The following is a 12,600-nucleotide window of genomic DNA, read 5'->3' as shown; positions in this document are numbered from 1 at the left end:
TATTCTGTGTTTATTATAACATATCTTATTCCATCAAGTATTGCTTCATAGAGAGTTATTTCTTAGTCTTTATAAATCAAGAAATGCGAGGTTATCTAAGGGTAGATTTAAACGTTTTAATTGTTTAACGACTATCTCTTGTTTAACTTTCCCATCTTCTTGTAATGCTTTTGGATAGCTTTCTGGATGACCGACTACTGCACCTTTTTCAATCCACTGTTTTCGATATAATTGAAAAGCGGCTTCTTTCATTTCATCTGGAGTGACAATATATCCTAAATCTACATCATGATCTTCGCTGTACCCATATTGAAAACGACAACAAGGGCATATTTCATAAGAAGGAGCATTGGTATTCTCTTCGTATGGTGTTTCATCTTCTACCCCATCGTATCCGCAAATTGGACATGTATAAGTTTTCATCTAAATTCAGCTCCTTATTGATTATTATAATTTACTCCAGCTTTTTTCTTCCAGTCTTTTTGTCCATATTTAGGTTTGAAAAAGTTTTTATCACATATTCTTCGTTAAAGAAATAAATTCTCAAGTGTAATCTCTTCTATTTCTTTACCAACACGTATTGTTTACCTTCTAAATAGAATGTATCGCAATGATGGGTTATATCTTTTAACTTATATGGCTATATGAGATCACTATATAAATTAGAAAAGCAGTTAAAAAAATTAGCAAACAACTTTGATAAAATTAATCATGAAAAACACGGGACATCCAAAAAACGAATTCAGCCAGAATCACAACTAATGGAAATACAACCAGGGGATTCTATAATGGTTGATAGAATTATTGTACTAGCCGATACATCTCGCCACCTGATTGACCTTAAAAGCTGTCCTTACTTGAACTAAAAAATATATAATACTAATGCAAATAATGACAAGCTAATTGTAACCACATAAATCCAAATGAGTGAAGGCAAATTGGATTTTAGCGATTTTGTCTCGTACTCAAGCGATCGTGCTAATTCACTTGCGGCCTCTTCTCCAGCTTCTTCATACTTCTTTTGTTTGTCTTCTTCCTGTTTCATTCCATACAAAGTCAATACAATAGCAATCAGACATACAACACCAATAAGAACAATCATTCCTGCACTTACCACCATGTGCCCTCCTTAATTCGTACCACACTTGAATAGCAAAAAAATTAATAATTACTTCAAATCTATTATATAGTATTTTCTTTAACACTTTTTATTCTCTACCGTTTTGTTGATTTTTTGTAACTTCATTTGCTGCAAAAAACGAAGCCCACTTAATAATGGGCTCCGCCTTATTTAATCGATACAATCTATTAAACTGCAATAACACCAATTAATACAGCAATAATTAAAAGTACAATACTTAGTCCCCACATCCATAAAAGAGAATAACGGATATGTTTTCCCATTTCAAGGCCTGCCAAGCCTAATGCGAGCCAAAGTGCAGGTGAAAATGGACTAACAAAGGTACCTACAATATTACCAATTACCATGGAATATGCTGTAGAAAGTGATTCAATTCCAAATCCAGTAGCAATTTGATCAACAACTGGCAATAAAGCAAAGTAGTAAGCATCCGTGCTTAACAGTAAATCAAATGGTACTCCGAAAAATCCGATAATTAAGTGCAGATATGGTGCAATAAATGCTGGAATAATTGTAACAAGATCCTCTGCAATCGAATTCAGCATTCCAGTTCCGGTAAGAATACCTAAAAAGGAGCCTGCTGCGAGAATTATCGTTGCCATCATTAAAGCACCAGGTGCATGACTGCGTATTCTTTCCGATTGCTGTTTCATATTTGGATAATTAAGCGGCAAGGCAATACTAAGCCCAATCATAAATGCAAAGCCTGCTGGAATAATTCCCCATACAAGTACGCCAATTACGGCAAGAAAAAGAATCGCATTTACCCAAAGTAATTTAGGTCTGGTCAATGACTCCTCATCTTTTGCAGAAGACGAATCACCATTTATTCTTTCAATTGCGGCTGCAGATTCTTTCGCACTGACCAGTCCATAATGCTTGCTTATTCTTCGCTTTTCCATAACTCCAAGGAAAGCGGCTAAAGCAATCATCAACACAAGACCACTAATTTGAATTGGTATCAATGGTCTCCAAAGCTCGGTGACATCCATATTCAGTACAGAAGCTGTACGTCCTAAGGGACCTGCCCATGGAACCATATTCATAATACTGGCACTTCCACCAATTAATAGTAAAAGCAAATACGGGTTCATTTTTAAATGCTTATACAACGGTAAAAGTGCTGGAATTGTAATTAAAAATGTAGAAGCTCCAGAACCATCCAGATGTGCAATTGCTGCCACAAAAACTGTACCAATACTAACTGTAATAACGTTTCCTCTTGTAAGTCGTATCATATTTTGAATTAAAGGATCAAAAAGTCCCGCATCTTGCATGACGCCAAAAAACAAAATAGCGAAAATAAACATGATCGCAACTTCAATTACGGTTAATGCACCTTCTGTGAAAAAGTCTCCAATCTCTGAAAATCCAAAGCCTGCAATAAGCGCACCGATTAATGGCACGAGCACCATGGCTACAATTGGTGTTACTTTATTGCTGATCAGTAGTACCACAATAATTAAAATCGTCAAAAAACCTATTATACTTAAACTCACTCTAATTCCCCTTCCTAACTAAACGCAATACATCATCTTATCTCCCATACCCTTTATGTAAGCGTTAGCAAAACGTATAAGTAAAAAATAGTGTGTATTTTTTACTTATTGAAAAAAGTAACATAAATGAATTTAGGAAGGAAGTTTCTTATCATAAACGGTCTAATTTTCATATTAATCATTTTGTTCATAAGTTTCACAAGGGAAATATCTTCGCTCTGGTCTTCCTACAGTCCCATATTTCAGTCTTGTTTCAACCTGATCTATACTGACTAAATACTCTAAATATCGTCTTGCTGTTGAACGACTCGTCCCAATTTGTTTGCTAAGCTCAACAGCCGTAACCCCCCCAGATTGTTCGGTTTTCAACAAGCTTGTAATTTCCTTTAACGTAATCGCATCAATCCCTTTTGGCAGACCAGCACGCTGCTTTTTTGGTATTGTAGCTCGCTTTGACCAAAACATTGCATCTATATCTCCTTGTTCCATTTCCTTTACAGATGATAGTAAATGCCTTCTTTCTTTATACCTCGTTAACATTTGCTCAAATCGAGTCACATCAACTGGTTTGATAATATAGTCAAACACACCGCCACGAACTACTTCTTGAATTGTCTCTACTTCTTTTGCGGCTGTGATAACAATAATATCTATTTCTTTATATGTGCTTCTGATCTCCCAGAATAAATTTAAGTCTTCTACATCCGGAATATAGATATCCAAAAGAATAATATCCGGAAGTTCATTACCTTCACTAAGAAATGCCAATGCTTCTTCCCCTGTCCTTACCGTATCACTTACGATAAATCCGTCTACTTTTTCAACAAATTGGCGATTTATATTTGCAATGCGAAAATCATCTTCCACGATTAAGACACGATAAGCTTCATGCATCTGTATCTTCCCCTTTCTTTGGTATGATCATGATAAAACAGGCGCCTCCCAGGTCACCTTCTTCTAGAATTAATTGACCCTCAATCCGTTGGACTGCTTGATACGTTAAAGCTAATCCAATTCCTCGATGGGTTCCATTCTTTGTCGAAAAGCCTTGTTCGAAAATCCATGGAATATCTGATTCAGCAATACCCGGGCCGGAATCTTCTACTTCCACTAACACATCTTCTCCAATATCTGTAAACAAAATGGATACATTACGATTATTAGGCTTTTGATCTTTCACTGCTTCGATAGCATTTTCGATTAAATTCCCAAGTGCAGTTAATAATACATCTTTTTCCTCTTCCGAAAAGCGATAGGAAAGCTGACTATCTGGATGGATCGACATGTTCACACCAAGCTCATTCGCTTGATTGAATTTCCCTTGAAGAATGGCGTGAATAAGTGGATCTGCAATATTATCTGTCAAGAAACGCTGCCATTTTTGCCTTAGCTTACTTTCTTTTTTAATAAATTCAATTGCTTCCTGATTCTGATTCAGCTGCAGGAGACCAAGAATGGTATAAAGCTTATTGGAAAATTCATGTGTTTGTGCACGTTGCGTATTTGCATACTGCTTTACCCTCGATAACTCATGGATAACACCTTCTAGCTCTGTTTTTTCACGAAATGTCAGAACGGTTCCAATAATTGTTTCCTCGTTATACATCGGGGTTTGGTTTATTAGTACCACTTTTTCACCAAGAATCGCTTCTCTGTCATAGAAGCTTCTATTATGATGTAGAAAATCTTGTATATTTAAAGAAGGGATTATCTCTTGGATTAACTTTCCACTGTAATCCTTTTCCCCTACTCGTTGTTTAAATAAAAGTTGCTGGGCTTGAGCATTCATCATTGTAATGTGCCCATTATTATGAACAGCAATTATCCCTTCATGTGTTGATTGCAAGATAGCTTCCTTTTCGATCATTAATTGTGATATTTCTTCCGGTTCCATATTGGACAGTAATTTTTTGATATAATGTGAAATAAAAATAGCTCCAAGAACACCGAGCAATATTATAAGAAATAAGGTAATCCAAAGCGAATGATTCTGATCTGCAATCACTTTCTGTATATCATCATTTAAGAATCCAACCGATACAACTCCGATAATTTCTCCTTCATCAGAGAAAACTGGCGCTTTTCCCCGAATGGATAATCCGAGCGACCCCTCTTCAACAGAAACGTAGGACTCTCCATCTTTCAGGGCCCGTTCATTATCGTCTCCAACCATTCTTTTTCCGATGTGATTTGTACTGGGGTGTGAATAACGAACACTCTCTGTATTTCCAACTACAATAAATTCTGCCTCTGTTCCCTTCCGAATGGGGGCAACAATATCCTGAATGACAGCTGCCGGATTTTCCAATTGAAAAGCTTCCCTCAATTCAGGGATGTTTGCGACACTTGTGGCAACACCGAGCGCTCTTTTCCCAATCTGTTCTTCCATCGTATCCTCAATAAAGTTCTCAAGGAATAATGCGAAAATGATAAAAACCCCTACAATTAAGATACTTATTAATGCAATCATTTTTGCTTTTAGCTTAATCCTTATTCTTGGGCGGATGTTTTGTTTCTCTGATGACTTTCGCATTTTCCCCGCTCCTTTTGAAATTTCCTTATATACTGTTTCTCCACTATAACATTCTTCATAAAACACATTATTTTAAGAATACTAACCAGCTACTATAAAATCAAACTTGGCTGTTATGCCTCTGAAATTTTCAAATTCTTTGATTCTCCAGCGAGAAATCGTTCACAATGATTTCACTGAATCGCCAACACTTAATTCGTGATATAATGTTATACTAGCGCTACATACATAATAGATTGATTGTTCGAAAAGAAGCATAAATAAAAGGGGACATTCAAATGAAGAAAATACTCCTGCTACATATACTATTAGCTTTCATTCTTATCGGCTGTAGTTCAGAAGCTATTGAAACAAACATGTCGGAAAAAGTAGATGATTTTCAATTCACAACACAAGATAATGAGAGCTTAGGCCTTAAAGACTTGGAAGGTCAATGGTGGATAGCCGATTTTATTTTTACGAATTGTACGACTGTTTGTCTTCCAATGACAGCAAATATGGCTGAGTTGCAATCCAGAATGAAGGACGAAAACCTCGATGTCCAGCTTGTATCTTTTTCAGTTGATCCCGATTATGACACACCAGAGGTTCTGAAGGAATATGGCGAGCGTTATCAGGCAGATTTTGGAAACTGGTCATTTTTAACTGGATATGACTTTCAAACAATCAAAGAATTATCAATCAAATCCTTTAAAAATTTGGTCAAAGAACCACTAGAAGGAGATAATCAAGTCATGCATGGGACTAGATTCTATCTTGTTAATCCTGAGGGAGAGGTTATTAAAGGGTATGATGGTATAAGCTCAAGTGAAATTGATATTATCGTAGGAGATTTGAGAGCTGTAACCAAGGAATAGCACATATATAAGGAGTTGAAATGAGTTGCCGACCAGTGAATACAAGGCAATCTATTCAACACTATATAGCACACTCGAAAAATTAGATCATACAGATAAACCAAAAATCATTGCCATTGATGGACGATGCGGAAGCGGAAAAACGACATTAGGAAAACAACTTGCCTCAAAGTTCGATTGTACCCTTTTTCATATGGATGACTTTTTCCTTCCTTTGAAATGAAAACAGAAAAACGGATGTCTGATCCTGGTGGCAATGTTCACTACGAGCGATTTAAGGAAGAAATTATTCAGCCTTTACAAAATGAAATACCAACCGTTCATCGTCCTTATAATTGTCAGAAGAAAGCGCTGGATAATCCAATTCAAACAGCATTCTTCATCCATTCAATAATTCGAGTAATAGGAAGGGCTGCTCCAGCACGGAACAGCCCCTTTACATGGACAGTGTTAATTTCTAATTTGACCACTACCTTTAATTTGAAACTTACTTGATGTTAATGCCGCAAGTCCCATCGGACCTCTAGCATGTAACTTTTGTGTACTGATTCCAATTTCGGCTCCATATCCAAATTCAAATCCATCGGTAAATCGGGTTGAGGCATTATGGTAAACGGCCGCTGCATCGACATGCTGCAGGAACATTTCGGCATGTGCAGTGTTCTCCGTAATGATCGACTCTGAATGTCTCGTTCCATATTGATTAATATGCCCGATTGCTTCCTCAACCGAATCCACTACCTTAATACTAATGGAAAGTCCAAGGTATTCGCTCGACCAATCTTCCTCTGTTGCTTCGATAGCAGTTGGAATAACTTTTCGAACAAGCTCGTCAGCATAAATTTGTACACCGTTATCCTCTAGTTTTTTCATTAGGTCACTACCATGTTGATTGAACCAATTAGCATCGATTAATAGAGACTCGATCGCATTACACACAGAGGGACGCTGCAGCTTTGCATTCAGTACAATTTGCTCTGCCATTTCTTTCTCAGCTGTCCTATCAATAAAGATATGACAATTTCCAGCGCCTGTTTCAATTACTGGAACTGTAGCTTCACGCACAACCGTATCGATCAGGTTTTTTCCGCCTCTAGGAATTAATACATCCAAGTAATCATTCAAACGAAACAACTCTCCTGCTGTTTCTCTGCTTGTATCCTCAATTAATTGGACAGCATTCTTTGGAAGAGCACTATTCTCCAACGCACGATGAATTGATCTGACTAATGCAATATTCGAATGTTTAGCTGATGAGCTCCCTCGCAAAATAACTGCATTACCAGTTTTTAACGTAAGTGTTGCGGCATCTACTGTCACATTCGGTCTAGCTTCATAAATGATACCTATGACTCCAATAGGTACTCGCTTTTTCTCTATGTTGAGTCCGTTTTCCTTGTTGATCGTTTCTAAGATTTCACCGATCGGATCATGGAGGTCAATTACTTGATGGATTGCAGCAGCAATTCCTTCAATACGCTCTTGATTCAGCATAATCCGGTCTAATACAGATTCCGACAGACCCTTTTCTTTTCCTGTTGCTAAATCTATTTTATTCTCAATAAGAATCATTTCCTGATCCATTATTAATTGCTCTGCTATCAAAGCTAATGCTTCGTTTTTCTCTTTTGTTGTAACTCCAGTCATCAAATAACTTGTTTTCTTAGCAACCTTCCCTTTTTGAATAACTTCACTCATGACAGTTCCTCCCCAATTTTTTGTACACTCACCCAGCCATCACGGTGGATGGCTTCTATAGATGGCGTGATGCGTTCATTTTCCATATGATCTTCAATTGCCTTTTGTAATTCAACGGACGAACAGCATATTTCTCCCTTGCCAAGTAATTCATGTATTCCATAAACCTGGACGACATCACCCTTTTCAAATGTCCCGCTTATTCTTAGTACTCCAGCTGAAAGCAGACTACTACCGTGATGGGATATTGCTTCTTCTGCCCCTTTATCAACATAAAGCTTACCCATTGATTCGGAGTGAATTGCTATCCATTGTTTCCGTGTATTTATGTGCTCCTTAGCATGACCGGCAATATACGTACCATCTCCGCTTCCTTGCAACACTTGAAGGAGTTTATCATGGCCATTTCCATGACCGATAAAGACAGGAACACCTATCATTGTTGCCGTTTTAGCGGCCATTAGCTTCGATTTCATGCCACCTGTTCCAACTTTTGAACCGCTCGTTCCTGCAGCTTCGATCATTTCATTTGGAATCTCATCCAGGAAATCATATTTTACCGCCGAAGAATTCGTTCTTGGATTCCCACTATAGATTCCATTAATATCTGTTAAAATAATGAGCTGATCCGCATGGATAAACCCACTAACTAAAGCTGATAACATATCATTATCACCGAATGTCAATTCTTCAATTGACACAGTATCATTTTCATTTATGATTGGAAGAATACCTCTTTCCAGCAGCTCTGTCATGGTTGCATAAGCATTCCGGTAACGTTCTCGATTTGAAAAATCATCCCGCGTTAATAGTAGCTGTGCCGCCGTTATTCCATAGACACTGAATTTTTCCATATAAGTTTGAATCAATAAGCTTTGCCCAACAGCAGCAGCAGCCTGCTTTCCTTTTAAGGTGACGGGTCTTGATGAATAACCAAGCCTTCTAAAGCCAGCTGCAACAGCACCTGAAGATACAAGAATAACTTCATGGTTTGCTTCTCGAAGCGCAGCCAGCGCGTGAATATGATCATTTAGTTTTTGCTGATCGATTTCACCCTTATCATTTGTTAGGGAGCTACTGCCAATTTTGACTACGATTCGTTGCTTACGCATTTCGATTACCTCCATTAAACGTATTTCCTTATGTACACAAAAAAGCCCAATCGCCCTATATTATAAGGACGAAAGAGCTCTCTTCCGCGGTACCACCATTACTTGAATGTATGCACATTCCACTTCATCCATAACGCTGGAAATGCGCCCATGTATTGGCATGGGACTCTAAAGGTAGGTTCTGCAGGTTGTCTATGACGGAATCTTTCAGCTTCTAAATTCCGCTCTCTTTCATAGCAAGTACCGCATACTAGTCCTTTATTAACGTTCAATATATTGATTTCTATTATGGCGAGAAAAAATCCCGTTGTCAATAGGTAAAATATTCAGTTCTTTTTATTGGTAATTTTTAATTTGATGAAGGTTATTATGAAAGTAAAGGACGTGTTGCTCGATAATACTAAAAAAAGACAGCTAGAAGATTCTACTGGATGAATAAAAAATTAAGCCCACTTTTAAAGAATTGGCTTATCGTAGCTCGATAAGCCAATTCCATATATAATGTATTATTCTGCTAAAGCGATTTTTATATGGGCTAAGTGGTGCTCTTCGTGCCAAGCTAATTTTGCAACTTTTGTTGCAACCGTGATTTTACCGTTTTTTTGGTGAGTAAACGCCAGATTTAATTGCTCTTCAGTTAAATTATTCCCTAAAGATACGATGCGTTCATTTATGCCTTCTAGCATTTTAATGGAACTTTCTATAGGAAGTTTTGTATCCGGTTGAATAGCCCACTTGTCTTGATCAAAATTTGGTACTGTGGGATTTTCATCTGTTAAAGCAAGCTTCAAACGTTGATACATATTCAACTGGGAATCTGCAATATGATGAACAAGCTGACGAACTGTCCAGCTGCCATCACGATATTGTCTGCTGAGTTCCTCATTACTTAATGAGTCAACAGCTTTCCTTAAACGGATCGTGTAAGTTTCAATTTCTTTTAGGCATTCATGTGTATTTTCTAATGTTACTTTTTCAGGAACCTGTAATTTCCCTATTGGATATTTGACATCCATTTTTAATCCCCTTTCCTTTATTCGTTATTTTTAATTTGATTAGATCATCCTCTTTTTATTTTAACATATCTATCTAATTCCTCTAGTAAACGCTTTCCATAGAAATGGTCCTCTTTTTCAAGAAATACCTTTCCAATTAAATATAGATTAACAACGATTTTTTTGGGGAAAATACATATTGGTTGTCATTTTCTCGATTTATTATAAGATTGTTAAAGAGTTCACAATTAATTCATTTCCCGTTTGAAATATTGTCATATCTAATATCCAATTAGGTACGTCAACACGTTAGAATGAACTTAGATGTGCCTTTACATATCTAAGTAGAGCCTAATCTTAGGTGGTTTATTTGTGAAATTAAGGAGGAGGATCTGCGTTGTTATTTGATGATCCGGTATTTGCCAGTAGATTATTAACCCTTTTAACCCTTTCGTTTCACATTATCTATGCAACCATCGGTGTAGGGGTGCCCCTCATGATCATGATTGCACAATGGGTTGGAATCAAGAAGAACGATATGCACTATATGCTGATGGCTAGACGATGGGCAAAAGGGTTTGTCGTGACGGTTGCCGTAGGTGTCGTGACAGGAACTGCAATTGGTTTACAATTATCACTATTGTGGCCTAACTTTATGGAGCTTGCTGGTAATATCATCGCATTGCCATTATTTATGGAAGTTTTTGCTTTCTTCTTTGAAGCAATATTCTTAGGGATTTATTTGTATACATGGGATCGTTTTGATAACCCTCGTAAACACTTACTATTATTGATCCCGGTTGCACTTGGAGGTGGTATGTCTGCTGTCTTCATTACGATTGTCAACGCCTTTATGAATGCCCCAGCAGGTTTTGACATTATGAATGGACAACTTGTAAATGCAAATCCGATTGCAGCAATGTTTACTGCAGCAATGCCGACGAAAGTGTCCCACGTACTTGCTACTGCTTATATGACCGTTGCATTTATGCTGGCAGCCATTGCTGCATTCAGATTGCTTAAAGGTTCGAAACATGAATACCACAAAAAAGCTTTGTTTATGACGATGAAAATCGGACTTATCTTTTCCATTGCAACTGTGTTAATTGGAGACCTGTCTGGAAAGTACTTGGCAGAATATCAGCCTGAGAAACTAGCTGCAGCTGAATGGCATTTTGAAACTGAGGAAGCTGCACCACTCATTCTTTATGGAATGCTTGATGAAAATCAGGAAGTGAATTACGCGCTGCAAATTCCATTTGGATTAAGTATTCTTGCGCATGGTTATCCAAATGCAGAAGTAATTGGATTAGATCAATTTCCAGCAGAAGAACAGCCACCGTTAATTATCCATTATTATTTTGATTTAATGGTTACAATCGGTATGTTCATGCTGGCTCTCTCATTCGTCTATTGGGTTGGAGCAAAACGAGGCTGGTCTTTCGTTAAGACAGCATGGTACCGATCACTTATTGTCCTTGGTGGGCCATTGTCATTCTTAGGAATTGAAGCTGGCTGGTGGATGGCGGAAGTTGGTCGTCAACCTTGGATACTCAGAGGAATCATGACGGTTGATCAAGCAGCAACATCAAGTGATTATGTTGGCCATATGTTTATCCTTTTCGTAGGATTATATTTCGTTTTAGGTGTTGGTACGGTTGTCGTGCTAAGACGAATGTTTAAAAACGATCCGATTGAAAAGGCGCTCGCCAAACAGCAAGGTGGTGATTCTGAATGAGTTTAGAAGTTCTAGGAATTTCCGTACTCTGGTTATTTTTATTTGGATATGTCATTGTCGGCTCGATCGACTATGGTGCAGGGTTTTTTAACGCCCAAAGCATTATAACTGGTAAGCAACATATTTTATCTAAAATTATTCAGCGTTATCTATCTCCTGTCTGGGAAGTAACGAATGTATTTTTTGTTTTCTTTTTCGTTGGGATTGTTGGGTTCTTTCCACAATCGGCATATTACTTCGGAACAATTTTACTGATTCCAGGAAGTATTGCGCTAGTTTTGCTGGCAATCCGAGGCTCTTATTATGCGTTTGAATCGTATGGAGCACGAGGTCATAAAGGATATGCCTTTATGTATGGAGCTTCCGGACTGTTAATTCCAGCTTCATTGTCGATTGTCTTAACCATCTCTGAGGGTGGGTTCGTATCCATCGTGAACGATAACCCAGTGCTTGATTACGCAGCTCTATTTACTAGCCCATTAACCTGGTCTATTGTGGCATTAAGCATTGTTGCTGTTTTATATATATCCGCTGTCTTCCTTACGTGGTACGCATATAAAACTGGTGATACAAAAGCAACTGATTTGATGCGGAAATACGCACTTGGGTGGGCTTTACCATTGATTATTACTGCTAGTGGCATTGTTTATGAATTAAGCTCTCACAATGAAGCCCACTTTGAACGGATTATGGATTTGTGGTGGATGTTTGCACTTTCCTTTATATTATGGTTTGCAACAGTATGGCTCATCTGGAAAAGAAGAAACTACGGTATGGCATTCTGGCTGCTTGTCGGTCAATTTGCAATGGCATTTTTCGCGTATGGAGTTTCCCATTATCCGTACTTGCTTTACCCGCATCTTACCATTTATGAAGGGTTCACTAATACGGCGATGGCAATTTCATTAGTATTCGTGTTTATTCTTGGCCTAGCCTTATTGCTTCCCTCCTTGTATTTGTTATTACGGCTATTTCTGTTCGATAAAAATTATGTACAAGGAATCAAGAATAAGAAGGAGTGAGCTAA

Annotated in this window: 12 protein-coding genes and 1 pseudogene; 4 read left to right on the top strand and 9 right to left on the bottom strand. The window is 37.8% G+C overall.

All coding sequences use genetic code 11. From position 1 onward, the window contains the following. Positions 1–69: 69 nt before the first annotated feature. The 6 genes and pseudogenes from D1B32_RS03575 to D1B32_RS03555 all read right to left on the bottom strand — a co-directional run bounded on the left by D1B32_RS03575 (position 70) and on the right by D1B32_RS03555 (position 5,173). Positions 70–423, bottom strand: a complete 354-nt coding sequence (locus tag D1B32_RS03575) for a hypothetical protein (RefSeq protein WP_240033720.1) — start codon at positions 421–423, stop codon at positions 70–72. A 14-nt stretch (positions 424–437) separates the two neighbouring features. Further along, positions 438–543, bottom strand: a pseudogene (locus D1B32_RS24215) (SAR2788 family putative toxin); the annotation flags it as partial. 319 nt (positions 544–862) lie between these two features. Further along, positions 863–1,117 carry a hypothetical protein gene (locus D1B32_RS03570; protein WP_240033719.1) on the bottom strand — a complete coding sequence of 85 codons (255 nt, stop codon included), beginning with the start codon at positions 1,115–1,117 and terminating at the stop codon, positions 863–865. Positions 1,118–1,308: 191 nt separating this feature from the next. Beyond that, positions 1,309–2,640: a CitMHS family transporter gene (locus tag D1B32_RS03565; protein WP_118888635.1), complete on the bottom strand. Its 1,332-nt coding sequence runs from the start codon at positions 2,638–2,640 to the stop codon at positions 1,309–1,311. A gap of 174 nt (positions 2,641–2,814) precedes the next feature. After that, on the bottom strand, positions 2,815–3,534 hold the full coding sequence (locus D1B32_RS03560) for a response regulator (protein WP_095309894.1): 720 nt from the start codon (positions 3,532–3,534) through the stop codon (positions 2,815–2,817). Beyond that, entirely contained in the window at positions 3,527–5,173 is a 1,647-nt protein-coding gene (locus tag D1B32_RS03555) for an ATP-binding protein (protein ID WP_095309896.1), read from the bottom strand. Before D1B32_RS03555 ends, D1B32_RS03560 begins: the two co-directional genes overlap by 8 nt. Positions 5,174–5,451: 278 nt before the next feature. Here D1B32_RS03555 and D1B32_RS03550 point away from each other — a divergent pair, with 278 nt between their 5' ends. Both D1B32_RS03550 and D1B32_RS24120 read left to right on the top strand, forming a co-directional pair. After that, positions 5,452–6,030: an SCO family protein gene (locus tag D1B32_RS03550; protein ID WP_095309898.1), complete on the top strand. Its 579-nt coding sequence runs from the start codon at positions 5,452–5,454 to the stop codon at positions 6,028–6,030. 25 nt (positions 6,031–6,055) lie between these two features. After that, on the top strand, positions 6,056–6,253 hold the full coding sequence (locus tag D1B32_RS24120) for an NB-ARC domain-containing protein (protein WP_095309900.1): 198 nt from the start codon (positions 6,056–6,058) through the stop codon (positions 6,251–6,253). 227 nt (positions 6,254–6,480) lie between these two features. Here D1B32_RS24120 and D1B32_RS03540 read toward each other — a convergent pair whose 3' ends face one another. The 3 genes from D1B32_RS03540 to D1B32_RS03530 form a co-directional block, all read right to left on the bottom strand. After that, the gene (locus D1B32_RS03540) at positions 6,481–7,728 is read right to left on the bottom strand and encodes a glutamate-5-semialdehyde dehydrogenase (RefSeq protein ID WP_095309904.1); all 1,248 of its coding nucleotides are present in this window, start codon (positions 7,726–7,728) and stop codon (positions 6,481–6,483) included. Then, complete coding sequence (proB, locus tag D1B32_RS03535; RefSeq protein WP_095309906.1) at positions 7,725–8,840, bottom strand: glutamate 5-kinase; 1,116 nt, start codon at positions 8,838–8,840, stop codon at positions 7,725–7,727. Before proB ends, D1B32_RS03540 begins: the two co-directional genes overlap by 4 nt. A 506-nt stretch (positions 8,841–9,346) precedes the next feature. After that, positions 9,347–9,856, bottom strand: a complete 510-nt coding sequence (locus D1B32_RS03530) for a YfiT family bacillithiol transferase (protein WP_095309908.1) — start codon at positions 9,854–9,856, stop codon at positions 9,347–9,349. Between the two features lie 376 nt (positions 9,857–10,232). On the opposite strand from D1B32_RS03530, the gene D1B32_RS03525 reads away from it, so the two are divergent. Both D1B32_RS03525 and D1B32_RS03520 read left to right on the top strand, forming a co-directional pair. Continuing rightward, positions 10,233–11,573, top strand: coding sequence for a cytochrome ubiquinol oxidase subunit I (locus D1B32_RS03525; RefSeq protein ID WP_095309910.1), 1,341 nt, complete (start codon positions 10,233–10,235; stop codon positions 11,571–11,573). After that, positions 11,570–12,595 (top strand): cytochrome d ubiquinol oxidase subunit II, encoded by a 1,026-nt coding sequence (locus D1B32_RS03520; RefSeq protein WP_095309912.1) that lies wholly within the window; start codon positions 11,570–11,572, stop codon positions 12,593–12,595. Before D1B32_RS03525 ends, D1B32_RS03520 begins: the two co-directional genes overlap by 4 nt. Positions 12,596–12,600 lie beyond the last annotated feature (5 nt).

The organism is Oceanobacillus profundus, assembly GCF_003515705.1.
GTDB classification, from domain to species: Bacteria; Bacillota; Bacilli; order Bacillales; family Amphibacillaceae; genus Oceanobacillus; species Oceanobacillus profundus.
This window is presented reverse-complemented; position numbering and strand designations above follow the sequence as displayed.

Excerpts from the sequence above, each read along its gene's own strand:
- D1B32_RS03575 (WP_240033720.1), bottom strand. The coding sequence starts at position 423 with ATGAAAACTTATACATGTCCAATTTGCGGATACGATGGGGTAGAAGAT.
- D1B32_RS03560 (WP_095309894.1), bottom strand. The coding sequence starts at position 3,534 with ATGCATGAAGCTTATCGTGTCTTAATCGTGGAAGATGATTTTCGCATT.
- D1B32_RS03555 (WP_095309896.1), bottom strand. The coding sequence starts at position 5,173 with ATGCGAAAGTCATCAGAGAAACAAAACATCCGCCCAAGAATAAGGATT.
- D1B32_RS03550 (WP_095309898.1), top strand. The coding sequence starts at position 5,452 with ATGAAGAAAATACTCCTGCTACATATACTATTAGCTTTCATTCTTATC.
- D1B32_RS03540 (WP_095309904.1), bottom strand. The coding sequence starts at position 7,728 with ATGAGTGAAGTTATTCAAAAAGGGAAGGTTGCTAAGAAAACAAGTTAT.
- proB (WP_095309906.1), bottom strand. The coding sequence starts at position 8,840 with ATGCGTAAGCAACGAATCGTAGTCAAAATTGGCAGTAGCTCCCTAACA.
- D1B32_RS03530 (WP_095309908.1), bottom strand. The coding sequence starts at position 9,856 with ATGGATGTCAAATATCCAATAGGGAAATTACAGGTTCCTGAAAAAGTA.
- D1B32_RS03520 (WP_095309912.1), top strand. The coding sequence starts at position 11,570 with ATGAGTTTAGAAGTTCTAGGAATTTCCGTACTCTGGTTATTTTTATTT.